Source organism: Streptomyces sp. NPDC002324 (genome assembly GCF_053593335.1).
Window position 1 is genome coordinate 41,282 of sequence record NZ_JBSFCF010000018.1, and the last position, 25,169, is coordinate 66,450.

Sequence of the window (25,169 nt, forward strand, 5' to 3'; positions counted from 1 at the left end):
GAGGAATGCTCCGGAGGAATAGTGGAGAGGTGACCCTCGTTCACGGGTATAGTTGAATCATAAACAACCTGGGAGGGTGGCAGCGATGATGCAGTTCGGGATCTTCAGTGTCGGAGACGTGACTCCGGACCCCACCACGGGCCGGACGCCGACCGAGCGCGAGCGCATCAAGGCGATGGTCGCGATCGCGCTCAAGGCGGAGGAGGTCGGGCTCGACGTCTTCGCCACCGGCGAGCACCACAACCCGCCCTTCGTGCCCTCGTCGCCCACGACCATGCTCGGCTACATCGCCGCGCGCACGGAGAAGCTGGTCCTGTCCACCTCCACCACCCTCATCACCACCAACGACCCGGTGAAGATCGCCGAGGACTTCGCGATGCTCCAGCACCTGGCCGACGGCCGGGTGGACCTGATGATGGGGCGCGGCAACACCGGGCCCGTCTACCCCTGGTTCGGGCAGGACATCCGGCAGGGCATCAACCTCGCCGTCGAGAACTACGCGCTGCTGCGCCGCCTGTGGCGCGAGGACGTCGTCAACTGGGAGGGCAAGTTCCGCTCGCCGCTCCAGGGCTTCACCTCCACGCCCCGCCCGATGGACGACGTACCGCCGTTCGTCTGGCACGGCTCCATCCGCTCGCCCGAGATCGCCGAGCAGGCCGCGTTCTACGGTGACGGCTTCTTCCACAACAACATCTTCTGGCCGGCCGACCACACCAAGCGGATGGTCGAGCTGTACCGGCAGCGGTACGCGCACTACGGGCACGGCACGCCCGAGCAGGCGATCGTGGGACTCGGCGGCCAGGTGTTCATGCGCAGGAACTCGCAGGACGCGGTGCGGGAGTTCCGGCCGTACTTCGACGTCGCGCCGGTGTACGGCAACGGGCCGTCGCTGGAGGACTTCACCGACCAGACGCCGCTCACCGTCGGCTCGCCGCAGCAGGTGATCGAGAAGACGCTGGCCTTCCGGGAGTACGCCGGTGACTACCAGCGGCAGCTGTTCCTCCTGGACCACGCGGGGCTGCCCCTGAAGACCGTCCTGGAACAGCTCGACCTGCTCGGCGAGGAGGTCGTGCCGGTGCTGCGCGCGGAGTTCGCGAAGGGGCGGCCGGCTCAGGTGCCGGACGCGCCGACGCACGCGTCGCTGCTGGCCGCGGCGGAGAAGGACGCGGGGACGCAGAACGCGGGCACGAAGGACGCGAAGCGCGCGGAGAAGAAGGAGAGCGTGGCATGAAGCTGGTCGTCGTCTCGGCGGGGCTGAGCGTGCCGTCGTCCACGCGGTTGCTGGGGGACCGGCTGGCCGCGGCGGTCGCCGGGCACGACGCCTCGGTGGAGGTCCAGGTCGTCGAACTGCGCGACCTGGCCGTGGAGATCGCGCACCACCTCACCAACGGGTTCCCCGGCCGAAAGCTGGCCGCCGCGCTGGACGCGGTGGCGGGGGCCGACGGGCTGGTCGTGGTGACACCGGTGTTCTCCGCCTCGTACAGCGGGTTGTTCAAGTCGTTCTTCGACGTGCTCGACCGCGACGCGCTGGCGGGGAAGCCGGTGCTGATCGCCGCCACCGGGGGATCGGCCCGGCACTCACTGGTGCTGGAGCACGCGATGCGGCCGTTGTTCGCGTACCTGCGGGCCGTGGTCGTGCCCACGGGGGTGTACGCCGCCTCCGAGGACTGGGGTGCGCAGGGGCTGGCCGGGCGGATCGAGCGGGCGGCCGCGGAGCTGAGCCGGTTGATGGGCGGGCTGTCCCGGGAGGCGGCCGCCACGCCGGCCGAGCCCGAGGAGTTCGTCGTCGTCCCCTTCGCCGAACAACTGGCGGCACTGCGGGGCTGAGCCTCGCCGTCGGGGGGCGGTGCGGCCTCAGGCCACGGGTTGTTCGTGGTTGCCCGCACCCGCACGGCGGAGCCGGGGCTGTGACAGTCCCGCGGCCCTGAGGAATGCCGGCGTCGCCCTCTTCCAGGAACGCAGCCGGCTCCCCAGCCAGGACCGCACCCGCGTCACCTCCCGCTCCCAGGCGCGGTGTGCCCTCGTCGCGCGCAGGTCGGCGAACAGGCGCTCGTACTCGGCGACGATCGGGGCCGGGTCGTAGCGGTGGGCGCTCGCGAGGGCGGCCCGGCCCATGGCGCGGCGCAGGTCCGGGTCGGCGGTGAGGTCGAGAACGGCCTCGGCGAGGGCGTGGGGGTCGTCGACGGGGACGAGGCGGCCGTCGGTGCCGTCGGTGATGATCTCGGCGGGGCCGAGCGGGCAGTCGGTGCTGACGACGGGCACGCCGCAGCGCATGGCCTCGACGAGGGTCATGCCGAAGGACTCGGCGTCCGAGGCGCTGACGACGATGGAGGCGCGCGCGAACTCCTCCTCGATCGGCGTGTGCGGGCCCATCAGATGGGCCCGGTCGGCGAGGCGGAGGTCCTCGATCAGGGACTCCAGCCGGTCCTTCTGTTTGCCGCCGCCGTAGATGCGCAGCTGCCAGTCCGGTTCCTTCGCGGCGACCTTCGCGAACGCCTCCAGCAAAAGGTCGAAGCGTTTGCCGCGGGCCAGGCGGCCGGCGGCCGCGATGACGGGGGCCGTGACGTCCGACGGGGCGACCGTGGCCGGCGGGACGATGTTGGGCACCGACATCACCCGAACGCCCGGCAGTTTCATCCGCGCGCGGTACACCGCCGCGTCCGCCGCCGTGGTCGTGACGACCGCGTCCAGGGTGCGGTAGTGACGGGCGAGGACCTTGCGGAGCTGCTTGGCGTGGGCGTCGTGACGCAGGTGCTCCTGGCCGATGCGCAGGGCGCGGCGGGAGGCGAAACGGGAGACGTAGACGTTGATGCCGGGGCGGGTGCCGATCACGACGTCCGCGCCGCAGCGGGCCAGATAGGCGCGGACCCGGAGGTCGGTGAGCCGGCTGTACTGGCGGTGCCGCTTGTCCTGCGCCGGGAAGTCCACGGCGGGCTGCACCTGGGCGGGATCGCGCAGGTCGGGGCTGTACGGGCGGATGTCCACCAGGGGAACGAGCGTGATCCTCGGGTCGACCGTGAAACGCGGTGCGTCCAGGTGACGGGCCATCGAGGCGATCTCCACGTCGTGGTGGTCCGCGAGCGCCGACGCCAGGTTCAGCGTCGTGCGGACGGTGCCGCCGATGGCGTACGCGTTGTGCAGCAGGAACACGATCTTCATGCGGCGGCTCAAGGCCCTGCCTTCCCGACGGTGTGGGGGGTGCGGTGATGCGGTTGTGCGAAGGTGGCACGGTTGTCCGGTGATGCAACTGCTCATGGTGGTTTGGCTGGTTCGGACCCTTTGTACTCCATCTGTTCGCTCCGGTCGGGTTCCCGTGCGGGCGGGTGTCACACGGACACGCTGCTCCGGAGGGGTAAGCCGGGCGGGCGGTCGGGGTGAGAGGCCGGTAAGAAGGGCCCGCCTGGGGCCCCGGCGAGGTGGTGGGCGCCGGTGACCTTGGCAGACTGGTGGGGTGCCCCAGAACGTGCTGCTCGCCGAGGACGACCGCGCCATCCGCCATGCCCTGGAACGCGCGCTGACCCTGGAGGGGTACGAGGTCACGGCGGTCGCCGACGGCGTCGAGGCGCTCGCCCAGGCCCACCGCACCCGGCCCGACGTGCTCGTGCTGGACGTGATGATGCCCGGCATAGACGGGCTCCAGGTGTGCCGTGTGCTGCGCGCGGAGGGTGACCGGACGCCGATCCTGATGCTCACCGCGCTCGTGGAGACCGCCGACCGGATCGCCGGGCTCGACGCCGGCGCGGACGACTACGTCGTCAAACCGTTCGACGTGGAAGAGGTGTTCGCGCGATTGCGCGCACTCCTGCGCAGGACGGGCAACGACGGCTTCGCCCGCCCCCTCCCGCCACCGGCGGGCGTGGCGGCCGGTCCCGCCGGGGCGGCGGCCCCGGACGGCGGTGGGCTGCTCACGGCCGCCGGGCTGCGGATGGACGTCCAGGCGCGGCGGGCCTGGCGCGGGACGCGCGAACTGGAGCTGACCCGCACCGAGTTCGATCTCCTGGAACTGCTCGTCCGTAACGCGGGCATCGTCCTCGACCACGCGACGATCTACGACCGCATCTGGGGTTACGACTTCGGCCCCGGCTCCAAGAACCTCGCCGTCTACGTCGGTTATCTGCGCCGCAAGCTCGACGAGCCCGGGGCGCCGGCGCTGATCCACACCGTGCGGGGTGTGGGGTACGCGCTGCGGGAAGACTGAGGGCGGCGCCCGGTGCCGCCGCGTCCCGTCCGGGCGTTGTCCCGGCTGCTCGCCCGGCTGCGGCCGGTCCCGTCGCTGCGGGCGACCTTCACCGTGTCGTTCGTGGCGGTGGCGTGTGTCGTCACCGTCCTCGTCGGGATCCTCAGCTACAGCGCGGCGGCGCGGCTGGTGCGGGTCGACGAGCAGACCGTGTTCGCCGAGGTCGTGCGTGATCTGCGGGAGCTGGTCGAGCAGGACCGGCTGACCCCGGAGGACTTCGCGCCGAGCGGCAGCGGCGGCCCGCGCGACGACCTGATCCGTTCCGGCCGCACCGACGTGCAGGTGCTCGGCCCGCACGGCGAGATCCTGGAGAAGGGCGCCCCCGGCCTGCCCGTACGCGACGCGGACCGCCGTACGGCCGACACGGCCCTGCCCGGGGTGATGGTCGAGCACGGTGAGGTCGAGGTCGGCGACGACCGCTACCGGGTGGTGACCGTCGCCCTCGGCGGCGGCCGGGGCGCCGTGCAGGTGGCGCAGGAGTTCAGCGATACGGAGGATCTGCTGCGGGAGCTGCAGCAGCGGACCCTGCTGTTCGTGTCCGGCATCGTCATCTCCGCCGGGCTGTTCGGATGGTGGCTGGCGCGGCGGCAGACCCGGCGGCTCGTGCAGCTGGCGGGGGCGGCGGAGGACGTGGCGCGGACCGGGCGGCTGGGCATCCAGGTGCCGGTCGCGGGCCGGGACGAGGTGGGGCGGCTCGGACGTTCCTTCGACCGGATGCTGGTCCGCCTCGCCCAGTCGGAGGAGGACCAGCGGCGGCTGGTCCAGGACGCCGGGCACGAACTGCGCACCCCGCTGACCTCCCTGCGGACGAACATCTCGCTGCTGCGGCGCATCGACGAGCTGCCGCCCCGGATGCGTGCGGAACTCGTCGACGACCTCTCCCAGGAGGCTCTCGAACTGACCGATCTGGTCAACGAGTTGGTCGACCTCGCGGCCGGGCAGTCCAGCACCGAACCCGTGCAGCGGGTCGACCTGGCGGACCTGGCGGAGGAGGTCGCGGGGACCGCACGCCGCCGCACCGGCCGCGAGGTCCTCGTCCGCGTGGCCGGTGACACGACCGTCGAGGGGCGGCCCGGGGCCCTCCAGCGGGCCATCTCCAACCTGGTGGAGAACGCGGCGAAGTTCGACCGCGCGGGGTCCGGGGCGATCGTGGTGGTCGTGGCGCGGGGGTCGGCGGGAGAACTGGGGGAGCTGGGCGGGCTGGAGGAGTGGGGGGAGCGGGGGGAGCCGGGGGCGAGGGATCAGAGGGGGCCGGGGAGCCTGGGAGATCCCGGTGGCGCGCGGGAATCGAGTGGCTTGCGCGCCTCGGGTGGGGCGCGTGAGGCGGGTGCCGGTTCGGATGTCGTCCGCGTCGAGGTCCTCGACCGGGGTCCCGGTGTCCCCGACTGTGACCTCGAACGCATCTTCGACCGCTTCTATCGCGCCCCGGACGCCCGCAGCCTGCCCGGGTCCGGGCTCGGGCTGTCGATCGTGCGCGCGGTGGCGGCCGCGCACGGCGGCGCGCCGTTCGCGTTCCGGCGTGAGGGCGGGGGGCTGGTGACCGGGTTCACGGTGCGGGTCGCGGGTGGGTGACCGGGGCCGGCCACTCGGCCCGCCGGCACCGTCCGGCCGGGTCCGGGCCGGTCAGGCGTAGGTCCAGCGCCAGGCGTTCGAGCGGTAGGCGCACGTGATCTCGGTGCCGTCCTCGGTGGTGGTGACGGCCCCGTGGTCGCTGTTGCGGCAGAACTGACCGGCCGAGTAGCAGTTGCCGGAGTTGGAGACGATCGAGCAGGTGCCGACGGAGTCCTGGCCGCCGGTGTCGCCACTGCCGTCGTCCGTGTCGCTGCCGCTGTCGGCCGCCTTCGCGACGGCGGTCTCGGTGACGGTGACGGTGGGGCGCGGCTTCGCCTTGGCCTTGACGGTCTCGGTGACGGTGGGACCGGGCTCGGGTGTGGCCGTCACGGTCGCCGTGACGGTCGTACGGGGCTTGGCGGCGGCCTGCACGCCCTCCTGTCCGTCGCCCCCGGCGGACCCGATGAGCGTGCCCGCTATGAGCAGGGCGGAGCCGCCGATCCACACGAGGACCCGCTTGTGCAGCGGGCGGGTGCCGGGCGGGCGGGGCGCCGACGGTATGGGGCTGGTGTACGGGTTGGTCATCTCGTCCCCCTGGGCGTTTCGGGTGGAGTGACCGTAGTGCCCGGTGGCGCCGGATGTGGGGGAAGTGGGGGAGAGGAGGCCGTTCCGTGACCGGCGTGGGCGCGGTGCCGCAACGCCGGCAGGCCGGGGTGCCGCGTCAGGCGGTGGGCCGGGTCGCCCCCGCGCTCCAGCGGCCGAGCACCGGCTCGCCGAGGGTGCGGGCCGTCCGGCACAGGGTCTGGCCGTGGCGCGCGAAGAGCTCGTCGCGGTCGTCGAAGTGGCCGAGGTCGGCGACCACTTGGGCGGAGAGGTCGCAGGCGCCGGGGGCCGTGCCGCAGGAGTCCCACTGGACGCCGGTACGGGCGATCGCGTCGAAGAGGGTCTCGCCGCCCCGGTTGGCGAAGCCGTCGCCGCCCGGGGCGGGGGCGTCGAAGAGGTCGCCGATCGGCAGCCACGCGCCGCTGATCCTGAACTCCGGCCAGGCCAGCAGGACCTGCTCCGGCACGAACGGCTTCAGCCGCGGGAACCTCGGATACCAGAAGGTCCCGTCCACCAGCAGCCCGCGCACCCGTGTGCGTACGCGTACGGCCCGGGCGACGGCCTCCAGCGCGGCCATCCGCTGACTGCACGAGCCGCGCCGCAGCCGCAGCGTCCGCGACACGCGCCGGCGGTCCTCCACCGAGTACACCGGGCGGACGTCCCGCGCGATGATCCGGTGCGCGGTCCGCAGCGCGTCACGCGGCGTCGCCTCGCTCAGCACCCGGCGCGCGAGGGCGCCCACCAGCGGATCGTCGTGGTCCAGGATCGCCGTGGCCCGCGTGGACCCCGCCACGCCCGCCGACTCCCGGGCGGGCACCCCGGCCCGTTTGGCCTGCGCGTTGTACGACATGAGCAGTCGACTGGTCATGACAGTTCCGTCCCCGTGCCCGTTCGGTTTCCGCTCCCCCGGGGAGCGCCGCCCGTCCCCTACGGGCGCCCGGCGCCCATCATCACACGACGGCCCGGCGACACCGCGGGCCACTCAGGAGGGGGAGGCGGGGCGGCGGCCGGGGCCGCGGCCGCCGGGGGTCCCGGCGGCGCGCTTTCGTAGTACTTCCATCGACCCCATTGCGGCGCCGCGAACACGCCGACTACGGTCGTACCTGCCCTCACGGAGAGTGCGCATCTGATTACTCAGACACATCCTGCCTGTACCGAGCCCTGCACTGGAACACTCAGACTCCATCCCCTGCGTACCGCAAGTTGAAAGCGCACCCCGGGCCGTCGACACCCGAGGAGGAGCCACCGACGCGGTAGGGAGCCGAGCAATCCCTTCTCGTCGCAACGGAGTTGATCGCCCATGACCGAAACCGCCCCAGACGTCGCCGCCCCGATCCCGGACACCGCCCCCTGGCTCTCGCCCGCGGCGACGACCTACACCCTCTCCTGTCCCTCCCTCGACACCTCCCCCCACATCGCCCGCGACTTCGTCGCGACCGTCCTGCGCGCCCTCGGCCTCGACACCCTCGTCGACGCCGCCGCCCTGTGCACATCCGAGCTGGTCACGAACGCCTGTGTGCACGCCAAGGGCGGAGGGTCGGTGCTCCGGCTGACGGTCGAGTCCTGGCGGGTCCGGGTCATCGTCTACGACGGCGACGAGAACCCGCCCGTCATGCGGGAGTTGACCCCGGGCGGCTGGGAGGAGGGCGGCCGCGGTCTCTACCTGGTCGACGCCCTCACGGACGGCCACTGGGGGACGTCCACCACCGTCCCCCAGGGCGACGGCCTCACCCACCCCGACGGCAAGGCGGTGTGGTTCGACCTGGCGGCGCCGGGCCGGTCCGTGCTGGGGTGATCCCATGCGAAGCAGAGCGGGATTCGTCGCGAATGTGTATGGCCTCGAGGGCCGGGCGTGGGACATGGTGCCAGTCGCCCGGGGGGCGTTGGGCCAGGTCTGGAGGCTGTCGGGTGGCGGCGGGGGATCGTGGGCGGTGAAGGAGTTGCTGTTCGGGTGTGATGGGGAGCAGGTGGGGCGGGAGGCGGCCTTACGGGACGCGGCCGAGGAGTTGGGGATCTCCGCACCCCGGCTCTTCGCGGACCGGGACGGGGCGTATGTGTCACGGCTGCCCGACTCGATGGGCGGGGCGTACGTGAAGGTGTACGACTGGGTCGACGGGAGCGAGGCGGACCCGGCCGATCCGGAGGTACTGGAGTGGTGCGGGCGGACGCTCGCTCTGCTGCACCGGGCCGGGGAGGGGACGAAGGAGACGCCCGACGGGTGGTACGAGCGCTGTCCCGGTGAGGGCGACTGGGCCGCGTTGTGCGAGGAGGTCGGGCGGGCCCGGGTGCCCTGGGCACACGCGCTGGAGCGGTTCGTCGCCGGCCCGGCGACGGAGCTGGCGGCGTACGTCACCCCCTCCGAAGGCGGTGACATGGTGACCTCGCATCTCGACATGCGGCCGCAGAACGTGCTGGTGGGGCGGTCCGGGCCGGTCCTCCTCGACTGGGACAACGCGGGGCCCGTGTCGGCGGAGCGCGAACTGGCCCGCGCCGTCCACGTGTGGGCCGGCGGCAACGACTTCCGCGCCGATGCCGCCCGGCGGCTGGTGCGCGGCTACCGGGAGGCCGGGGGCCGCGCGGTCGTCCGGGGGACGGAGTCGTTCTCCATGCTCTTCGCGACGGAGCTGAACTACGTCCGCGTGCAGGCCGCGTGCGCGGTCGATCCGGAGGTGACCGAGGCGCAGCGGGCGTTCGCGAGCGAGCAGGTCGTGGGCCTGCTGGGGAGGCTGACCGACCCGGCTGCCGTCTCCCGGCTGGTGGAGGCGCTGGCTCCCGAGTGGTGAGGCCGGCCCGTCGAGGGCTCGTTCAGGTGCGGTCGATGTGCACGTTCGTCGATTTCACGCGGGCCGTGGCCTCCATGCCGACCTCCAGGCCCAGCTCCTCCACGGCCTCCCGGGTGAGCAGGGAGACCAGGCGGTGCGGGCCCGCCTGGATCTCGACCTGGGCCGCCACGTCACCGAGTTTCACGGCGGTGACGATGCCGGGGAAGGCGTTGCGGGCCGACGTGTACGGGGCGTCGGCCTCGTCGGCGGTGTCCGAGGCCAGTTCCACGGAGAAGGCGGCGAGGTCCCTGCCGTCGATGAGCCGCCGGCCGTTCTCGTCGCGGCGGGTCGCCACCCGGCCCGCGTCCGCCCATCGCCGCGCGGTGTCGGGGCTGATCCCCAGCAGCCGCGCGGCCTGACCGATCGTGTAGGACTGCATGGCGCCAAGATATGCGCCGCCGGACGCCCGCTCGGCCCCGCCACCGGTGAACCGGACGGACGCCCCGGTCACCGCAGCGTCGTCAGGAACTTCCCCAGCCGGGCGATGCCCTCGCGCAGCTCGTCCGCCGAGGCCGCGTAGGAGAGGCGGACGTGGGTGTCGGCGGTGTGCGTGCCGAAGTCCCGGCCGGGCGTCAGCGCGACGTGCGCCTCCCGCAGCGCCCGCTCGCAGAACTCCCAGGACGTGAGGCCGGTCCCGCTGACGTCGAAGTAGACGTAGAACGCTCCGTCGGGAGGCACCGGGACCGGCAGCCCGATCCGCGCCAGCCCGTCCAGGACGAGCGCGCGCCGCGCGCCGAACTCCACCCGGCGGGCCTCGCAGACCGCCAGCGACTCGGGGGTGAAGCAGGCGAGGGCGGCGTGCTGGGCGGGGGCGGATGCGCAGAGGAAGTAGTTCTGCGCGAGGCGTTCCAGAGCCGGTACGAGGGCCTCGGGGACGACGCACCAGCCGAGCCGCCAGCCGGTCATGCCGAAGTACTTCGAGAAGCTGTTGATCACGACGGCCCCGGGGTCGAACGACAGCGCGCTGCGCGGCGGGCGGCCCCGCTCGTCGTGGTCGCCGAGGTCGAGGTAGATCTCGTCGACGAGTCGCCAGGCGTCGCGCTCACGGGCCAGGTCGCAGAGCGCGGCCAGCTCGTCGGCGGGGACGGAGGTGCCGGTGGGGTTGGAGGGGGTGGCGACCATCACCCCGCGCGTACGGTCCGTCCAGTGCGCCCGCACCGCCGCCGCGTCCAGCTGGAACCGGCTCGCGGCGGTGGTGGGCACGAGGGTGACCTCGGCGCCGAAGCTCTCGACGATCTGCCGGTTGCAGGGGTAGGAGGGGTCGCCGATGAGTACCTCGTCACCGGGGTCCACGAGGGCGGCGGTGGCCAGCACGAGCGCGGCCGAGGCGCCCGCCGTGACGACGATCCGGCCCGGGTCGACCTCGACGCCGTGCTGATCGCGGTAGAACCCCGCGACGGCCTCCCGCAGGGCCGGCAGTCCGAGCGCCGCGGTGTACGTCATCGGCCGGCCGTCCATGACGTCCCGCATCGCCGCCACGACGGCCGGGGGAGCGCCGAAGTCCGGTTCCCCGAGGCTGAGTTTGACGACGTCATGGCCCCGCGCGGTCAGCGAGGCGGCCTGCTTGGCGAACTCCATGGCGTAGAAGGGGGCGACGGCGCGGGCCCGCCGCGAGACCCGCATGCCGCCGACGCCTCCTGGACCACCCGTACCGCTCATGTCACTGATGCCGCTCGCGTCGTTCACATCGCTCATGCCCCTCATGCTGCGGCCCACAGGGGGCTCGGGGCCAGCGGCGGCCGGGGGTCGGACGGCACGCCGGCCCGACCCCCGGCCGGTGGACGCGGCTACGCCGTGAGCGCCCCCGCGACCAGCCCCGCCGCCCTGGCCACCAGCGGGTTGTCCGTGGGGCCCTCGGGGTCGTACTTGGTCGACAGCACGGACAGGACGAGGGGTGGGCGGCCGGGCGGCCGGACGACGCCGACGTCGTTGGCGACCCCGTACGCCGATCCGCCGCCGGTCTTGTCCGCGAGCGTCCAGTCGGCGGGGAGACCGGCCCGGAACCGCTCGACGTTCGTCGAGTTGGCGACCAGCCAGCCGGTCAGCAGGTCCCGGTCCGCGTCCGGCAGGACCCGTCCCAGGAGGAGCCGCGCGTAGGTCCCGCCGATCGCCCGCGGGGTGGTGGTGTCCGTCGTCCGCCACGGTTCCGCCGTGTTCAGCTCGGGCTCCCAGCGGTCGAGGCGGGTCGTCCGGTCGCCCAGCGAGCGGCAGAAGCGGGTGATCGCGGTGGGCCCGCCCAGCTCGCGCAGCAGCAGATTGCCGGCCCCGTTGTCGCTGTGCGAGACGGTCGCGGCGCACAGCTCCCCGACGGTCATACCGGCCGCGACGTTCTCGGCCGTACCCGTGACGGGGTGGTAGCCCGCCGCCTCGACGTACTCCTTCGTGTAGTGGATCCGCCGGGCGAGGTACTCGCCGTCGCGGTCGAGGTCCCGTAACACGGCCCCCGCCGCGAGCGTCTTGAACACCGAGCAGAGGGGGAACCGCTCGTCCGCCCGGTACGCCACCGTGCGCCCGGTGGCCGTGTCGTGGGCGAAGACCCCCAGCCGCGCGGAGTACTCCCGCTCCAGCTCGCCCAGTCGGCCCGCGAGCCCCGTACCGCCCGGCGCCGAGGCGTGCGCCGCCCCGGCACCGAGCGTGCCGAGCGCACCCACGGCGCTCAGACCGCTCAAGCCGCCCAGACCGAGCACCGTGCGACGGCGGAGGCCTGATCCCTTGCTTTCCAAGGTCTTCTCCCTACGTGGTCGTGATCTCTGTCCCGACTCCGGAGACGTCACTCCCGCCACACAGGGTTCCCCTCACCACAGGGCGGGCGCGCGGAACGCACCCAGACCGGTGGTCCCGGCCCGGACGGCCCTGGCCGCCGGGATGCCGCTCCGCCCGACCCGGCCGCCGCGGAGCCGACCGGCCGCGGGCGCGCCGATCCGGCACATGACGAGGGCGGGGTCGCGAGAACCCCGCCCGGACCTCGTGGAGGTCAGCTCACGGCCAGACCAGGCAGTACGGCTGGTGGCCCGCCTCGTGCAGGCGGTGGCTGAAGTCCTGCCACTCGTGGAGGAGTTGGTAGACGTTGAAGGCGTCGCGGGGGCCACCCCGGTCCGGGACCGTCGACCAGATGAACGCGGCCGCGCCGACCGCTTCCTCGCCGATGCCCCTGAGCGGGTCGACGACGGTCATCGGGAGCTTCACCACGGCGTAGTCGGGGTGCAGGACGACCAGTTCGAGCGGGGGCACCTTGTGCAGGGGGACGCCTTCGATGCCGGTCAGCACCATCGCGGCCATCGTCTCCGGCTTGATCTTGGTGAACATGCCGTTCATCCCGAGTTCGTCGCCGCCGAGTTCCTCGGGGCGCATCGAGATCGGGACACGGGCCGCGGTCGCGCCGTCGGGCGCGCCGAAGTATTTGTACGTCACCCCCACCCGACCACCATTCCCGCTCCCCGCCCGGAGCCGGTTGACCACGTGGTCCAGGCCGTCCACCCGGTCCGCACTCTCGATGCGGTCCGTACGGTCCTTGCGGTCCGCGCGGCTCCTGCGCTCCGCGCGACTCCTGCGATCCACCAGGTCAGGCCGGTCCATCCGGTCCGTCTGATCCATTCCGTCCACACGATTGACGCGATCCACATGATCGGCACGATCCATACGGTCCATACCGTCCATACGGCTGCGGCGCCCGATCCGCTCAGGCCCACCGCTCTGGATCCGGTCGGAGCCATTGGACGGGACCCGGTCGGAACCGCTCTGTATACGGTCGCCACCGGTCTCGGAGCGGTCGGTATCCGCCGCTTTGCGCTCGGTGTGGTCGGTACGGTCGGCGTCGCCCTGCTGACCGTGTGCGTCGTGGGTGCCGTGTGCACCCTGCGGACCGTACACGCCCGGCCGACCCTGCGGGGTGTACGGGGGCTGTGACCCCGATGACCCCGAGGGCGCGGGTGGTGCGACCGGGGCCGGCGGCACGGGAGGCACCGGAGGTACGGGGGGCACCACGGGAACGACGGGTGCGGAAGGCGGCACCGGCGTCGGGACCTGCGGACCGGGCGTCGCCGATCCGGTCAGCTCACCCGGTGTGCTCCGCTCCGTGGGCGCGGCGCGGTCCGGAGGGCCGCCGCGGTCGGCCGAGGCGCCCCGGTCGGTGGACGCGCCGCGCTCCTGCCGGGTCTCCGCGGCCTCCTCCGCCTCGCGTCGGTGCCTGCCCCGCCGGGCACGACGAGGACCGAGGTCACCGGTCCCGTCGCCCAGTCCGCCACCGCGATGCATATCTCCACCCGAACGCATTTCTGGGCCGCGTGACCCCCGCCGCGCAACCCGATCATCGTGTCAGTGACCTCCCCCGCGACCGCTCGCCGAAACGTGTGCGCAAACACCAGTCGGCGGGATCTCCGGAGCCTCTGACACCATGGCCTGTGTGAGCTATCCGTACGAAGCCCCAGTTTCGCAGACTCTTTTCGAGCGCGCGGCGGCCGTCACGCCCGGCGGCGTGAACTCTCCCGTGCGCGCCTTCCGCGCCGTGGGCGGTACGCCCCGGTTCATGGTGTCGGGTACCGGTCCGTATCTGACGGACGCCGACGGCCGCGAGTATGTAGATCTTGTGTGTTCGTGGGGTCCCATGATCCTCGGGCACTCCCGTCCCGAGGTCATCGCCGCTGTTCAGGAGGCCGTCTCGCGCGGCACCTCCTTCGGTACGCCCGGTGAGGGCGAGGTCGCGCTCGCCGAGGAGATGGTGGACCGGGTCGGGCCGCTGGAGCAGGTGCGGCTGGTGTCCAGCGGGACCGAGGCCACCATGTCCGCGATCCGGCTCGCCCGCGGCTTCACCGGCCGCGGCAAGGTCGTGAAGTTCGCCGGGTGTTACCACGGTCACGTCGACTCGCTGCTCGCCGCCGCCGGCTCCGGGGTCGCCACGTTCGCGCTCCCCGACACCCCGGGCGTCACCGGCGCCCAGGCCGCCGACACCATCGTGCTGCCCTACAACGACCTCGACGCCGTACGGGCCGCGTTCGCCGCCCACCCCGGCGAGATCGCCTGCGTCATCACCGAGGCCTCCCCGGGCAACATGGGCGTGGTACCGCCGCTGCCGGGCTTCAACCAGGGCCTCAAGGACGTGTGTGCCGAGCACGGCGCCCTGTTCGTCTCCGACGAGGTCATGACCGGGTTCCGCACCAGCCGGGCCGGATGGTTCGGCATCGACGGGGTCGTCCCCGACCTCATGACCTTCGGCAAGGTCATGGGCGGTGGCTTCCCCGCCGCCGCCTTCGGGGGGCGGGCCGACGTGATGGCGTACCTCGCGCCCGCCGGACCCGTCTACCAGGCCGGCACGCTCTCCGGGAACCCGGTCGCGACCGCCGCCGGGCTCGCGCAGCTGCGGCTGCTGGACGCGGCGGCCTACGACGTCGTCGACGCCGTGTCGCGGCGGATCCAGGGGCTCGTCTCGGAGGCGCTCACCAAGGAGGGCGTCGCGCACACGGTGCAGAACGCCTCCAACATGTTCTCCGTGTTCTTCACGGACACGCCCGTGCGGAACTACGAGGAGGCCAAGGCGCAGGAGTCCTTCCGCTTCAACGCGTTCTTCCACTCGATGCTGTCGCAGGGCGTCTATCTGCCGCCGTCGTCGTTCGAGTCGTGGTTCGTGTCGACCGCGCACGACGATCGGGCGGTTCAGCGGATCGCCGACGCCCTTCCGGCGGCGGCGCGGGCAGCAGCGGAGGCTTCGGCAGCATGAGTGACATCACGGTCGTCCACCTGATGCGGCACGGCGAGGTCGCCAATCCGGACGGGATTCTCTACGGGCGCCTCGACGGCTACCACCTCTCCGACCTCGGGCGCCGGATGGCCGACCGGGTCGCCGAGCATCTGGCGTCCCGGGACGTCACGCACGTCGGCGCGTCCCCGCTGGAGCGGGCGCAGGAGACGGCGACGCCGGTCGCCAAGGCGCACGGGCTGGACCTCGCGACCGACGGGCGGCTCATCGAGGCGGACAACGTCTTCCAGGGCAAGACGTTCGGTGTCGGTGACGGCGCGCTGAAGCGGCCGGAGAACTGGAAGCACCTGGTCAACCCCTTCAAGCCGTCGTGGGGCGAGCCGTACGTCGACCAGGTCGTGCGGATGATGGGGGCGCTCGACGCGGCGAAGGACGCGGCGCGGGGGCACGAGGCGGTGCTCGTCTCGCATCAGCTGCCGATCTGGATCGTGCGGTCGTACGTCGAGCGGCGGCGGCTCTGGCACGATCCGCGCCGGCGGCAGTGCACGCTGGCGTCCCTGACGACGTTCACGTACCAGGGCGACAGGATCGTGTCCGTCGGGTACAGCGAGCCCGCGCGGGATCTGGTGCCGGCGCATCTGCTGGCGGGGGCGAAGCCGGCGAAGGGGAAATCGAAGGCCTTCGGAGCGTGAGCGCTCCGCTTGGGGTGGGGTGAGGGGTGGGCGTTGGGGGGCTGTGGGCCGGTGGTGGTGGTTTCGCGCAGTTCCCCGCGCCCCTGACGGGGCCCCTGCGGGTGGGGTGGTGTGGTTGTCGGGGGGCTGCGGGTCGGTGGGGGTGTTCGCGCAGTTCCCCGCGCCCCTGGAAGGCTGCCTGCGGCCCTGAGACGTCCCTGCGGGTGGGGTGGTGTGGTTGTCGGGGGGCTGCGGGTCGGTGGGGGTGTTCGCGCAGTTCCTCGCGCCCCTGGAAGGCTGCCTGCGGCCGTGAGGTGCTGCCTGCGGCCCTGAGACGTCCCTGCGGGGTGGCGTGGTTGTTGGGGGTTGCGGGTCGGTGGGGGTGTTCGCGCAGTTCCCCGCGCCCCTTAAAAGCTGCCTGCGGCCCTGGAAAGGTGCCCGCGCCCCTGGGCGCCCCCGTGCGTGGTGGGTGGGGGAAGGGCTGCTTGGTGGGGGTGTTCGTGTGGTTCTCCGCGATGCCGAGGGGGTCCGTGCGGTGCCCTGCGGCCCGGGGAAAAGGCTTTCCTGGGGTGCGGGGTTCTCAATGGGACGGAAGCGCGTAGGGCGGATCGTAAAAGATTCGTGCCGGGTGTAGATCAATGGGAACCCTCTCGTCCTTTCGGGCCTCTCAGACGGTGTGCTTCACGTGAACTGGTGCGTGGAATGACCGAGGGGGACGTAATGCGCGGGATATCGCGGAGGGGGATGCTCGGGCTCGGGGCGGGGGCGGCCGCGGGGCTGGGGCTGACCGGGTGTGGGACCGGGCTCGGGGGCGAGCCGGGCGGGGCCGGGGGGTCCGGGGGCGGCAGGAAGCCCGGCGGGAAAAAGCCGGGGAAGAAGGCGAAGCCGCTGGGTGACGGCTCGACCTCGTACACGGGGAAGCAGCCGAACCAGCCGGGCAGGCCGCGGCCGCTGGCGCCCGGCGAGAAGCCACCGCAGTTCGTGGTGTTCTCCTGGGACGGGGCCGGTGACGTCGGGAACGGTCTTTTCGAGCGGTTTCTGAAGGCCGGTCGGGATCACGACGCCCATATGACGTTCTTCCTCTCCGGTATCTATCTCCTTCCGGAGTCGAAAAAGCGCGTGTATCTCCCGCCGAACAACGCCCCCGGCGCCTCGGACATCGGTTATCTGACGGACGAACACATCAAGTCGACGCTGGGTCACGTGCGTACCGCATGGCTCGACGGACACGAGATAGGCACCCACTTCAACGGCCACTTCTGCGGCGGCAACGGCTCGGTCGGGAACTGGACGCCCAAGCAGTGGCGCAGCGAGATCGAGCAGGCGAAGTCGTTCGTCAAGGAGTGGAGGACCAACAGCGGCTGGACGGATGTCGAACCGCTGCCGTTCGACTACGACAAGGAGCTGATCGGCGGCCGCACGCCCTGTCTGCTGGGGCAGGAGAACCTGCTGCCCACCGCACGCGAGCTGGGCTGGCGCTACGACTCCTCCTCGCCCGGCGGCCTCCAGGTCTGGCCCAAGAAGAAGCAGGGCATCTGGGACCTGCCGCTGCAGTCCGTGCCGTTCCCGGGCCGCGGCTTCGAGGTGCTGTCCATGGACTACAACATCATGTTCAACCAGTCGCAGAACTCCACCCAGGCCCCGCCCGCCAACTACCCGGCCTACCGCACCCAGGCGACCGGCGCGTACGTCGCCGGGTTCCAGCGCGCGTACGAGACGAACCGGGCGCCGCTGTTCATAGGCAACCACTTCGAGGAGTGGAACGGCGGGGTCTACATGGACGCCGTCGAGGATGCCCTCAAGCACATCGCGCGGGCCAAGGAGAAGGCCAAGGACGGGGACGTGCGCATCGTCTCGTTCCGGCAGTTCGTGGACTGGATGGACGCGCAGACCCCGGACGTCCTGGCCAAGCTCCAGACCCTCGGGGTGGGGCAGCAGCCGACGGGCGGGTGGAAGGAGTTCCTGGGGGCCGGTTCGGCCGCCTGACCTGCGCACCAAAGGGCTGTCGACCCCGCCGTAAGCCCCCGAAACGGGCATGCGAAACTTTTCACATGAGTGTCCGTACGAGCCGCAGTCGTGCCGCTTTGCTCGCCGCCGGGGCCGTCGCCCTGGTGCTGACGCTGTCCGCCTGCGCGGGCGGCGGCATCGAGGGCGGGGGCGGTGGGACCGGGTTCATCACCGGCTCCGACGGGATCGCGACGGTGAAGAAGGGGGACCGGGCCACCGCGCCCGATCTCTCCGGCAAGACCATCGACGGCGACCGGCTCGACCTCTCCGCCTACAAGGGCAAGATCATCGTCCTGAACGTGTGGGGCTCCTGGTGCGCACCGTGCCGCGCCGAGGCACCCAACCTGGCGAAGGTGGCAGAGGACCTCGCCGACCAGGGCGTGCAGTTCGTCGGCATCAACACACGGGACACCAGCACCCGGCCGGCGGTCGCCTTCGAGGAGCAGTACAAGGTCACGTACCCGAGCCTCTACGACCCCACGGGCAAGCTCCTGCTGCGCTTCGAGAAGGGGTCGCTCAACCCGCAGTTGATCCCCTCCACCCTCGTCGTCGACCGGGACGGCAAGCTCGCGGCGCGCACCCAGCAGGCGCTCAGTGAGGAGAAGCTGCGCAAGATGCTCAAGCCGATCCTCGCGGAGAAGTGACGTGCCCGGAATGTCCGATCCGGCCATGGCTGCCGCGCTGACCACGACCGCCGCCGAGCTGAACAGGACCGTGTTCGACGGGGCCCTCCTGCTCGCCCTGCCCATCGCCGTCCTCGGCGGGCTCGTCTCCTTCTTCTCGCCCTGTGTCCTGCCGCTCGTGCCCGGCTATCTGTCGTACGTCACCGGCGTCGGCGGCACCGACCTGGTCGACGCGCGCCGGGGCCGGATGGTGGCCGGGGCCGGGCTGTTCGTGCTCGGCTTCACCTTCGTCTTCGTCTCCGGAGGCGCGCTCTTCGGGTACTTCGGCCAGACCCTGCTGGAGCACCAGGACGTGCTCAACAAGGTGCTCGGCGTACTCATGATCGCCATGGGCCTGTTCTTCATGGGGCTGATGCCCTGGTTCACCGCGCGAGAGTTCCGCTTCCACACCAAACCGGCCACCGGACTCGTGGGCGCCCCGATACTGGGCGCCCTCTTCGGGATCGGCTGGGTCCCCTGCATCGGACCCACCCTCACCTCGGTCAACGCCCTCGCCCTCGAACAGGCCAGCGCCGGTCGCGGGGCCCTGCTGATGGTGGCGTACTGTCTGGGGCTGGGCCTGCCCTTCGTGCTCGCCGCGGTGGCCTTCCGCAAGGCGCTCGGCGCCTTCGCCTGGGTCAAGCGGCACTACGCGTGGGTGCTGCGCATCGGCGGCGGCATGATGATCACGATCGGACTGCTCATGCTGACCGGCGCCTGGGACCGCATCATTCAGGAGATGCAGGTCTGGTCCGCCGGCTTCACCCCTGGGATCTGAGCCAATGACGACGACCGACTCCGGCAACCGCGAGAACGCCGCCCGGCGCGCGAGCGGGACCCCCGACGACAACGACCTCGGCGCCGCCGGCTCGCAGCTCTCCACCGCACCGGAGGAGGACGCGCCCCACCTGCCCTCGCTGGGCGTGATCGGGTGGGCCCGCTGGTTCTGGCGTCAGCTGACGTCCATGCGGGTCGCGCTGCTGCTGCTGTTCATGCTGTCGCTCGCGGCGATCCCCGGTTCGCTGATCCCGCAGTCGGGCCAGGACGAGTCCCGGGTCGTCGACTTCATGCGGCGCCACGACACACTGGGGCCCCTCTACGAGAAGCTCGGGCTGTTCCACGTCTACAGCTCGGTGTGGTTCTCGGCGATCTACATCCTCCTCTTCGTCTCGCTCATCGGCTGCATCGTGCCCCGCACGGGGCAGTTCGTCGGCCAGCTCCGGGGCCGCCCGCCGGGCGCGCCCAGGCGTCTGACCCGGCTGCCCGCCTACGCGACCTGGCGCACGCGGGCCACGCCGGAGCAGGTCCGCGAGGCCGCGCTCAAGGCGCTGAAGAAGCGCCGGTTCCGCGCGCATGTCGCCGGGGACGCCGTCGCCGCCGAGAAGGGCTATCTGCGGGAGGCCGGCAACCTCGCCTTCCACATCGCCCTGATCGTGATGCTCGTCGCCTTCGCCTGGGGCCAGCTCTACCGGTCCGAGGGCAACAAGCTGATCGTCGAGGGCGACGGCTTCGCCAACACCCTCACGCAGTACGACGACTTCAAGTCCGGCAACCTCTTCACCGCCGACGACCTCAACCCCTTCAGCTTCGACCTCAAGAACTTCCGGGCCACGTACGAGACGAGCGGCCCCAACAAGGGCACGCCGCGCGTCTTCGAGGCCTCCGTCGACTACGCGGTCGGCGCCGACGGCAAGGAGCGGCCGACCAGGATCGAGGTCAACAAGCCGCTGGAGATCGGCGACTCGAAGGTCTACCTGGTCAGCCACGGATACGCTCCCGTCGTCACCATCAAGGACGGCCGGGGCAAGGTCGTCTTCCAGGACGCGGCGCCGCTGCTGCCGCTGGATCCCAATATCACCTCCACCGGTGTGATCAAGGTCATGGACGGCTACCGCGACGCCAAGGGCGCGTGGGACCAGCTCGGCATCCAGGCCTTCTTCCTTCCGACGTACGGCGGCAAGAACACCGCCGTGGTCTCGCAGTTCCCCGCGCTGCTGAACCCCGTGCTCAACCTGGAGCCGTACCACGGTGACCTCCGGGTCAACGCGGGCATCCCGCAGAGCGTGTACCAGCTCGACAAGTCCAAGCTGAAGGAGTTCAAGGACTCCAAGGGCGCGCAGGTGCGGGAGAACCTGCGGATCGGCGAGTCCATGACGCTGCCGAACGGGGCGGGCACGATCACCTTCGACGGGGTCAGGGAGTGGGCCGGCTTCCAGATCACCCAGCAGCCCGGCAGCGGATGGGCCCTCGGCGGCGCGATCACCGCCATCCTCGGACTCGCCGGGTCCCTGTTCATCCAGCGCCGACGGGTGTGGGTGCGGGCGGTGACCGGGCCGGACGGGGTGACCGTCGTGGAGATGGCCGGGCTGGGCCGCAGCGAGTCGGCGAAGGTGCCGGAGGAGCTGGGCGACCTGGCGGCGGTCGTCCATGCCGAAGCGCCCACCGCCCCCGAGTCCGACGCCCCCGAGCCCGACGCCCCCGAACCCGCCGCCCCTGCGCCACGATCGCCCGCGGACAGCGCGGGCCCGGACTCATCCACCCCCAAACCCCCAGCCGTACCCTCCGAAGGGGCTGAGCAGTGACTCTCGCCGCCGCCACCAACGAAAACCTCGCCAACATCAGCAACACGCTGATCTATTCGGCGATGGCCGTGTACACCCTGGCCTTCTTCGCGTACATCGCCGAGTGGCTCTTCGGGAGCCGGAGCAAGGTCGGCCGCACGGCCGCCGCGCTCACCTCCGACCCGAAGGACGCCAAGAAGGCGGACGCGCCCGCGGTGACGGTGAAGTCCGCCGGCGGGACCAGCGTGCTGGAGCGGCCGAAGGTGGTCGTGCGGGCCGCCGCCGGTGCCCGGGACGTGCCGGACGGGCCGGGTGCGCACGGCGGGGACGAGCAGGGCGACCTCTACGGCCGTATCGCCGTGTCCCTCACCGCGCTGGCCTTCGTCGTCGAATTCGGCGGGGTGCTCACCCGGGCCCTCTCGGTGCAGCGGGCGCCGTGGGGCAACATGTACGAGTTCAACATCACCTTCTCCACCGTGGCCGTCGGGGTGTACCTCGCGCTGCTCGCGCTGAAGAAGAACGTGCGCTGGCTCGGGCTTCCGCTGATCACGACGGTCCTCCTCGATCTCGGTCTCGCCGTCACTGTCTTGTACACCGCCAGCGACCAGTTGGTTCCCGCCCTCCACTCGTACTGGCTCTACATCCACGTCTCCACCGCGATCTTCTGCGGCGCGGTCTTCTACGTGGGCGCGGTCGGCACGATCCTGTACCTGTTCAAGGACTCCTACGAGAGCAAGCTCGCGAGCGGCGGGCGGCCCGGCCGGTTCGCGACCTCCGTCATGGAGCGGCTGCCCGCCTCGGCCTCCCTCGACAAGTTCTCGTACCGCGTCAACGCGGCCGTCTTCCCGCTGTGGACGTTCACGATCATCGCGGGCGCGATCTGGGCGGGCGACGCGTGGGGCCGCTACTGGGGCTGGGACCCGAAGGAGACCTGGTCCTTCATCACCTGGGTCGCCTACGCCTGCTACCTGCACGCCCGCGCCACGGCCGGCTGGAAGGGCCGCAAGGCCGCGTACATCGCGATCGTCGCCTTCGCCTGCTGGCTGTTCAACTACTACGGCGTCAACATCTTCGTCAGCGGCAAGCACTCCTACGCGGACGTGGGCCTGGCCGTGCTGCACTCCGTCGGAGGCCGGGCCTGACCGTTCGGCCCCGGCACCTCCACCACCGCCGCCGTACGGCTTCGCACACCGAAGGCCGGTTCCCATGACCACGTCACATGGGAACCGGCCTTCGGCGTACGGACAAGCTCTCAGGGGCCCACAGGGGGCGGCAGGGACACCAGCAGGGCCCGTGACGACGGCGTACTGCCCGGTGTCCAGCCGCCCGTACCGGCCATCCCGGGGAGCGTGCGGCGGGTGGCGTTCCGCAGGGCCGGATGGTCCCGGCCGCGCAGTCCGGCGAAGAACGCCACCCGGTCGGCCCTGCCGTCGGCCCGGTCGTGCAGGACGGACTCCATCAACCGCCGCCCGGCCGTCTCCTGCACGTTGTCCAGCAGGACCACCGGCCGGCCGGCCCGCTGCGCCCGGGGCACGACCCCCGCGTACGCGTCGTCCAGGTCCGCGAGCAGTGCCCGTACGAGTTGGTGTTCAGCGTGGGTGCGGGCGTCGCCGCCCGCCCTGAAGTGCCGTGAGAGGAGTACCAGGCCGAGCTTCGGGTTGCCGGACGCGTGCGGATGGTCGCGGTACCAGACCGCGCCCCGGCGCAGCCGCCGGTGCGAGGACGACATCCCCTCGCTGAACGCCTCCAGCGCCGCCTCGATGATCGCCTCCACCGCCGGCTGCCCCTGCACCGACATCGACGACACCAGCCGCGCCACGGCCTTTCCCACCCACCGTCCCGCCAGCCAGCCGCCCGTGTCGCTCAGCAGCAGCACCCGCTCGGCCTCGGCGCAGACCCGCGACAGCCCGCGATCCCCCCAGCCCCCGGCCGCGACGGCGAGCAGCCCGCACGCCAGCCGGGGGAAGGTGATCCGCCCCGCCCCGCCCACGGGCTCCCCGAGCTGCTCCGCGACGGCCGACAGCGCCTCGTAGGCGGGCGACCAGGTCTCCGGGGGCCGGCCCTGCGGAGGCCGGTCGAACCGCGCCTCCTCGCCGTCGATCAGGGCGACAGGCATCCGTCCCGTGTACGCGGCCCGCAGCTCCCGCAGCGCCGTGCTCCGGCCGGTTCCCCCGGCTTCCGCCAGCACCACGAAGGGGAGGGCGTCGGAGTGCTCGTACGCCGTGGGTATGTCGAAGAGGGTGTGGGTCTGCGTCGTTGCCGTTGTCATAGCTGCTGTGGGTATCAACAGCTGTGGAGGGAGGGGCAGTTGTTTCGGAGTACGGCGAAGTCTGCCCGTTCGTTTACGAACCCGACCGTACGGCGCCTATGAAGGTGAGCCAGGCGGAGCGGTTGATGACCAGTACCGGGCCGTCAGGGTTCTTGCTGTCGCGGACGGGGACGAGGCCGGGGATATCGGGGGCTACTTCGATGCAGTTGCCGCCGTTGTCGCCGCTGTGGCTGCTCTTGATCCATGTCGCCGCGCTCAGCTCGTACTTGTCCATGCTGCTCGTACCCCTCCATCACGTCGCTGATCAGGGCGGCGGACTCTTGAGCTGACGGGATGTCGGCCCTGAGGACATCATAGGTTCGGCTATAACGGGCGTAAGCCGTCGGTTCGTTGCTGAAGTGGCTGTGGTCCATCGATTCGGAGTAGAGCCATCGTTCGTCGGGCAGCTCGATCAAGGACATCGACTGCCTGGGACGGAAGATTCCGAAGAGGTCCGCCGGAGCCACCTGGATACGGATGTTGGGGCGCCGACCCACGCTCAGCAGATGTTCGCACTGCTCCCGCATGATGTCGGGACTGCCCACGGCGGTGCGGAGACAACTCTCGTCCAGAACGACGACGTACAGCGGGCCCTCGTCGGACAGGAAGCGGGGCTGGCGGCTCATTCGGGCCCGGACACGTTCCTCCACCTCTTCGTCCGCCGTGGCCCGGGAGAAGAGTGCCCGGGCGTAGTCCGCCGTTTGCAACAGGCCGGGCACCAGTCGCTCTTGGTACTCCCGCAGTCCGACCGCCACCGTCTCCATCTCCACCCGGCGCTCGAACCAATCAGGATGCTGGACCGCCGGATACCAGTCGACCTTGGCCCAGATCCTGACCAACACCCCACCCGTGTCCAGCACTTCATCGCACCGTTTCGCCAACTGCTCGCTCGGCACCCGTGTGCCCGCCTCGACCTTCGCCACCTGGGAGCGGTCGCACGGGACCTCTCTCGCGAGGGACTCCTGGGTCAGCAGCGCCGCTTCGCGGTAGTGCCGCAGCACCTCGCCGAACAGGGCCGAACTCCCGGCCCCGCCCGCCCCTTCCGCGTTCCGCCTCGTCATGACGTCCCCCTCGTGCCGTCCGTGGCAAAGGCCCAGTGCCACACGTACCGCATTGATGGCGACCGTTCCCTTCGGCGACGCTGTGTACACCCAGAGTGACGGAACAGGGCTGTGGAGTGTGCGTGGAACCAGAGGGACAGCTTGTCTACGATCCGCGGACGCGGCGCGTGGGGGAGTACCGGGACAGGGTCGGGCCCTACGCGATGCTGCGGCCGGTGGGCGGCGGCCGGGAGTGGGAGGCGGACCCGGGGACGCTGCGGCCGGCGACGGCGGAGGAGCGGATCGGGGCGCTGGTGAGGGCGGCCAACCACCGGACGAAGAGGAGGGTGTGACGGTGCGTCGACATGACCCCTTGGGCAGCCCGCCCGTTCCGGTGCCCGGCTGCGCGGCCTGCGCCGATCTGGCCGTAGGGCGGGACGAGGCGCGGGCCCGGTACGACCGGAGCGCGGAGACCGACGCGAACGTGCTGCTGCGGCACCATCAGCGACGGGAGCACGCCGGAGGCGCCCGTACGCGGCGGGTGTTCCGGTACGTGCCGTACGTCATCGCGCAGGACGCCACGGCGGAGCCGGAGTACGAGGCGCGGTGCGTGTCGGGCGACGAGACGGAGTGCGGCGCGGAGTCGGGCGTACGGAGTGATCCGGCGGCGGTGGAGGAGTGGCAGCGCGGGCACACCCAGGAGACCCGGCACCTGCGGTACCGGCGGAGCTTCGGCGACTACTCGGTGCTGGAGCCGCTGGAGGAGGTGCCCCTGTGGCGACGGTGAGGGTGGACGACGCCGACGTCGTTCGGCAGTCCTCACTTCGCGTTTCTGTACGGGGAATCGGACATTCCGGTCCTGTCGATGCCCCTGGTGGAGTTGCGCCCCTAGGTGTCCCATGAAGCAACTCGCTGGTCAGGAGTGACGGTAGGGGGAGGGGTGACCCGGCTGGAACACTCCTTCACGCTGGAGCGTGGCGTCTCATAGCTTCGAGTCGTCCGAACTGTCACCCAG

General features: G+C 71.6%; 26 protein-coding genes. 15 read left to right on the top strand and 11 right to left on the bottom strand.

Features of this window, described 5'->3' with window-relative positions:
- The first annotated feature begins 88 nt into the window (after nucleotides 1-88).
- On the top strand, nucleotides 89-1,231 hold the full coding sequence (locus ACWCRJ_RS23250; RefSeq protein WP_450941177.1) for an LLM class flavin-dependent oxidoreductase: 1,143 nt from the start codon (nucleotides 89-91) through the stop codon (nucleotides 1,229-1,231).
- A complete protein-coding gene (locus ACWCRJ_RS23255; RefSeq protein ID WP_005476502.1) occupies nucleotides 1,228-1,827 on the top strand; it encodes a CE1759 family FMN reductase in 600 nt (199 codons plus the stop codon). Before ACWCRJ_RS23250 ends, ACWCRJ_RS23255 begins: the two co-directional genes overlap by 4 nt.
- Nucleotides 1,828-1,854: 27 nt before the next feature.
- On the opposite strand, the gene ACWCRJ_RS23260 is transcribed toward ACWCRJ_RS23255, so the two are convergent.
- Nucleotides 1,855-3,159, bottom strand: coding sequence for a glycosyltransferase family 4 protein (locus tag ACWCRJ_RS23260; RefSeq protein ID WP_450941074.1), 1,305 nt, complete (start codon nucleotides 3,157-3,159; stop codon nucleotides 1,855-1,857).
- Between the two features lie 304 nt (nucleotides 3,160-3,463).
- Between ACWCRJ_RS23260 and ACWCRJ_RS23265 the strand changes: the two genes are divergently transcribed.
- Both ACWCRJ_RS23265 and ACWCRJ_RS23270 read left to right on the top strand, forming a co-directional pair.
- Nucleotides 3,464-4,198, top strand: a complete 735-nt coding sequence (locus ACWCRJ_RS23265; RefSeq protein WP_450941178.1) for a response regulator transcription factor — start codon at nucleotides 3,464-3,466, stop codon at nucleotides 4,196-4,198.
- A gap of 12 nt (nucleotides 4,199-4,210) precedes the next feature.
- Nucleotides 4,211-5,809, top strand: a complete 1,599-nt coding sequence (locus ACWCRJ_RS23270) for a HAMP domain-containing sensor histidine kinase (protein WP_450941075.1) — start codon at nucleotides 4,211-4,213, stop codon at nucleotides 5,807-5,809.
- 51 nt (nucleotides 5,810-5,860) lie between these two features.
- Here the strand turns inward: ACWCRJ_RS23270 and ACWCRJ_RS23275 are convergent, their stop codons facing one another.
- Complete coding sequence (locus ACWCRJ_RS23275; protein WP_450941076.1) at nucleotides 5,861-6,373, bottom strand: hypothetical protein; 513 nt, start codon at nucleotides 6,371-6,373, stop codon at nucleotides 5,861-5,863.
- Between the two features lie 136 nt (nucleotides 6,374-6,509).
- Entirely contained in the window at nucleotides 6,510-7,259 is a 750-nt protein-coding gene (locus tag ACWCRJ_RS23280) for a transglutaminase domain-containing protein (RefSeq protein ID WP_450941077.1), read from the bottom strand.
- A 432-nt stretch (nucleotides 7,260-7,691) separates the two neighbouring features.
- Between ACWCRJ_RS23280 and ACWCRJ_RS23285 the strand changes: the two genes are divergently transcribed.
- Nucleotides 7,692-8,186 carry an ATP-binding protein gene (locus ACWCRJ_RS23285; RefSeq protein ID WP_450941078.1) on the top strand — a complete coding sequence of 165 codons (495 nt, stop codon included), beginning with the start codon at nucleotides 7,692-7,694 and terminating at the stop codon, nucleotides 8,184-8,186.
- Nucleotides 8,187-8,190: 4 nt separating this feature from the next.
- Nucleotides 8,191-9,174 carry a phosphotransferase enzyme family protein gene (locus ACWCRJ_RS23290; protein WP_450941079.1) on the top strand — a complete coding sequence of 328 codons (984 nt, stop codon included), beginning with the start codon at nucleotides 8,191-8,193 and terminating at the stop codon, nucleotides 9,172-9,174.
- A gap of 22 nt (nucleotides 9,175-9,196) precedes the next feature.
- Here the strand turns inward: ACWCRJ_RS23290 and ACWCRJ_RS23295 are convergent, their stop codons facing one another.
- The 4 genes from ACWCRJ_RS23295 to ACWCRJ_RS23310 form a co-directional block, all read right to left on the bottom strand.
- Nucleotides 9,197-9,592, bottom strand: a complete 396-nt coding sequence (locus tag ACWCRJ_RS23295; RefSeq protein WP_005476487.1) for a TOBE domain-containing protein — start codon at nucleotides 9,590-9,592, stop codon at nucleotides 9,197-9,199.
- Nucleotides 9,593-9,660: 68 nt separating this feature from the next.
- A complete protein-coding gene (locus ACWCRJ_RS23300) occupies nucleotides 9,661-10,908 on the bottom strand; it encodes a pyridoxal phosphate-dependent aminotransferase (protein ID WP_450941080.1) in 1,248 nt (415 codons plus the stop codon).
- 92 nt (nucleotides 10,909-11,000) lie between these two features.
- Entirely contained in the window at nucleotides 11,001-11,936 is a 936-nt protein-coding gene (gene bla, locus ACWCRJ_RS23305) for a class A beta-lactamase (protein WP_450941081.1), read from the bottom strand.
- Nucleotides 11,937-12,192: 256 nt separating this feature from the next.
- Nucleotides 12,193-12,630, bottom strand: a complete 438-nt coding sequence (locus ACWCRJ_RS23310) for a hypothetical protein (RefSeq protein WP_003974483.1) — start codon at nucleotides 12,628-12,630, stop codon at nucleotides 12,193-12,195.
- 204 nt (nucleotides 12,631-12,834) lie between these two features.
- On the opposite strand from ACWCRJ_RS23310, the gene ACWCRJ_RS23315 reads away from it, so the two are divergent.
- The 8 genes from ACWCRJ_RS23315 to ccsB all read left to right on the top strand — a co-directional run bounded on the left by ACWCRJ_RS23315 (nucleotide 12,835) and on the right by ccsB (nucleotide 21,948).
- Nucleotides 12,835-13,119 (top strand): hypothetical protein, encoded by a 285-nt coding sequence (locus ACWCRJ_RS23315; RefSeq protein WP_450941082.1) that lies wholly within the window; start codon nucleotides 12,835-12,837, stop codon nucleotides 13,117-13,119.
- A 487-nt stretch (nucleotides 13,120-13,606) separates the two neighbouring features.
- On the top strand, nucleotides 13,607-14,926 hold the full coding sequence (gene hemL / locus ACWCRJ_RS23320) for a glutamate-1-semialdehyde 2,1-aminomutase (RefSeq protein ID WP_450941083.1): 1,320 nt from the start codon (nucleotides 13,607-13,609) through the stop codon (nucleotides 14,924-14,926).
- A complete protein-coding gene (locus ACWCRJ_RS23325) occupies nucleotides 14,923-15,597 on the top strand; it encodes a histidine phosphatase family protein (RefSeq protein ID WP_450941084.1) in 675 nt (224 codons plus the stop codon). The genes hemL and ACWCRJ_RS23325 overlap by 4 nt, the downstream gene beginning before the upstream one ends.
- Nucleotides 15,598-16,320: 723 nt before the next feature.
- Entirely contained in the window at nucleotides 16,321-17,562 is a 1,242-nt protein-coding gene (locus ACWCRJ_RS23330) for a hypothetical protein (RefSeq protein ID WP_450941085.1), read from the top strand.
- A 65-nt stretch (nucleotides 17,563-17,627) separates the two neighbouring features.
- Entirely contained in the window at nucleotides 17,628-18,227 is a 600-nt protein-coding gene (locus ACWCRJ_RS23335; protein WP_450941086.1) for a TlpA family protein disulfide reductase, read from the top strand.
- A gap of 10 nt (nucleotides 18,228-18,237) precedes the next feature.
- The gene (locus ACWCRJ_RS23340; RefSeq protein WP_450941179.1) at nucleotides 18,238-19,023 is read left to right on the top strand and encodes a cytochrome c biogenesis CcdA family protein; all 786 of its coding nucleotides are present in this window, start codon (nucleotides 18,238-18,240) and stop codon (nucleotides 19,021-19,023) included.
- A gap of 4 nt (nucleotides 19,024-19,027) precedes the next feature.
- Complete coding sequence (resB, locus tag ACWCRJ_RS23345; protein WP_450941087.1) at nucleotides 19,028-20,827, top strand: cytochrome c biogenesis protein ResB; 1,800 nt, start codon at nucleotides 19,028-19,030, stop codon at nucleotides 20,825-20,827.
- On the top strand, nucleotides 20,824-21,948 hold the full coding sequence (gene ccsB / locus ACWCRJ_RS23350) for a c-type cytochrome biogenesis protein CcsB (protein ID WP_046920343.1): 1,125 nt from the start codon (nucleotides 20,824-20,826) through the stop codon (nucleotides 21,946-21,948). Before resB ends, ccsB begins: the two co-directional genes overlap by 4 nt.
- Nucleotides 21,949-22,058: 110 nt before the next feature.
- Here the strand turns inward: ccsB and ACWCRJ_RS23355 are convergent, their stop codons facing one another.
- From ACWCRJ_RS23355 to ACWCRJ_RS23370, 4 genes are all read right to left on the bottom strand, one after another.
- On the bottom strand, nucleotides 22,059-23,075 hold the full coding sequence (locus tag ACWCRJ_RS23355) for a hypothetical protein (protein ID WP_450941088.1): 1,017 nt from the start codon (nucleotides 23,073-23,075) through the stop codon (nucleotides 22,059-22,061).
- 73 nt (nucleotides 23,076-23,148) lie between these two features.
- Nucleotides 23,149-23,277 carry a DUF397 domain-containing protein gene (locus ACWCRJ_RS23360; protein WP_450941180.1) on the bottom strand — a complete coding sequence of 43 codons (129 nt, stop codon included), beginning with the start codon at nucleotides 23,275-23,277 and terminating at the stop codon, nucleotides 23,149-23,151.
- Nucleotides 23,219-24,175, bottom strand: a complete 957-nt coding sequence (locus tag ACWCRJ_RS23365) for a helix-turn-helix domain-containing protein (RefSeq protein WP_450941181.1) — start codon at nucleotides 24,173-24,175, stop codon at nucleotides 23,219-23,221. Before ACWCRJ_RS23365 ends, ACWCRJ_RS23360 begins: the two co-directional genes overlap by 59 nt.
- A 196-nt stretch (nucleotides 24,176-24,371) precedes the next feature.
- On the bottom strand, nucleotides 24,372-24,521 hold the full coding sequence (locus ACWCRJ_RS23370; protein ID WP_450941089.1) for a hypothetical protein: 150 nt from the start codon (nucleotides 24,519-24,521) through the stop codon (nucleotides 24,372-24,374).
- Between ACWCRJ_RS23370 and ACWCRJ_RS23375 the strand changes: the two genes are divergently transcribed.
- The gene (locus ACWCRJ_RS23375; RefSeq protein WP_450941090.1) at nucleotides 24,510-24,941 is read left to right on the top strand and encodes a DUF7848 domain-containing protein; all 432 of its coding nucleotides are present in this window, start codon (nucleotides 24,510-24,512) and stop codon (nucleotides 24,939-24,941) included. The two genes, ACWCRJ_RS23370 and ACWCRJ_RS23375, sit on opposite strands and share 12 nt — an antisense overlap.
- The last annotated feature ends 228 nt before the right edge of the window (nucleotides 24,942-25,169 follow it).

Excerpts from the sequence above, each read along its gene's own strand:
- ACWCRJ_RS23250 (WP_450941177.1), top strand. The coding sequence starts at position 89 with ATGCAGTTCGGGATCTTCAGTGTCGGAGACGTGACTCCGGACCCCACC.
- ACWCRJ_RS23255 (WP_005476502.1), top strand. The coding sequence starts at position 1,228 with ATGAAGCTGGTCGTCGTCTCGGCGGGGCTGAGCGTGCCGTCGTCCACG.
- ACWCRJ_RS23260 (WP_450941074.1), bottom strand. The coding sequence starts at position 3,159 with ATGAAGATCGTGTTCCTGCTGCACAACGCGTACGCCATCGGCGGCACC.
- ACWCRJ_RS23275 (WP_450941076.1), bottom strand. The coding sequence starts at position 6,373 with ATGACCAACCCGTACACCAGCCCCATACCGTCGGCGCCCCGCCCGCCC.
- ACWCRJ_RS23280 (WP_450941077.1), bottom strand. The coding sequence starts at position 7,259 with ATGACCAGTCGACTGCTCATGTCGTACAACGCGCAGGCCAAACGGGCC.
- ACWCRJ_RS23285 (WP_450941078.1), top strand. The coding sequence starts at position 7,692 with ATGACCGAAACCGCCCCAGACGTCGCCGCCCCGATCCCGGACACCGCC.
- ACWCRJ_RS23290 (WP_450941079.1), top strand. The coding sequence starts at position 8,191 with ATGCGAAGCAGAGCGGGATTCGTCGCGAATGTGTATGGCCTCGAGGGC.
- ACWCRJ_RS23295 (WP_005476487.1), bottom strand. The coding sequence starts at position 9,592 with ATGCAGTCCTACACGATCGGTCAGGCCGCGCGGCTGCTGGGGATCAGC.
- ACWCRJ_RS23300 (WP_450941080.1), bottom strand. The coding sequence starts at position 10,908 with ATGAGCGATGTGAACGACGCGAGCGGCATCAGTGACATGAGCGGTACG.
- ACWCRJ_RS23315 (WP_450941082.1), top strand. The coding sequence starts at position 12,835 with ATGATCGGCACGATCCATACGGTCCATACCGTCCATACGGCTGCGGCG.
- hemL (WP_450941083.1), top strand. The coding sequence starts at position 13,607 with ATGGCCTGTGTGAGCTATCCGTACGAAGCCCCAGTTTCGCAGACTCTT.
- ACWCRJ_RS23325 (WP_450941084.1), top strand. The coding sequence starts at position 14,923 with ATGAGTGACATCACGGTCGTCCACCTGATGCGGCACGGCGAGGTCGCC.
- ACWCRJ_RS23330 (WP_450941085.1), top strand. The coding sequence starts at position 16,321 with ATGCTCGGGCTCGGGGCGGGGGCGGCCGCGGGGCTGGGGCTGACCGGG.
- ACWCRJ_RS23335 (WP_450941086.1), top strand. The coding sequence starts at position 17,628 with ATGAGTGTCCGTACGAGCCGCAGTCGTGCCGCTTTGCTCGCCGCCGGG.
- ACWCRJ_RS23340 (WP_450941179.1), top strand. The coding sequence starts at position 18,238 with ATGTCCGATCCGGCCATGGCTGCCGCGCTGACCACGACCGCCGCCGAG.
- resB (WP_450941087.1), top strand. The coding sequence starts at position 19,028 with ATGACGACGACCGACTCCGGCAACCGCGAGAACGCCGCCCGGCGCGCG.
- ACWCRJ_RS23355 (WP_450941088.1), bottom strand. The coding sequence starts at position 23,075 with ATGACAACGGCAACGACGCAGACCCACACCCTCTTCGACATACCCACG.
- ACWCRJ_RS23365 (WP_450941181.1), bottom strand. The coding sequence starts at position 24,175 with ATGACGAGGCGGAACGCGGAAGGGGCGGGCGGGGCCGGGAGTTCGGCC.
- ACWCRJ_RS23370 (WP_450941089.1), bottom strand. The coding sequence starts at position 24,521 with ATGTCGACGCACCGTCACACCCTCCTCTTCGTCCGGTGGTTGGCCGCC.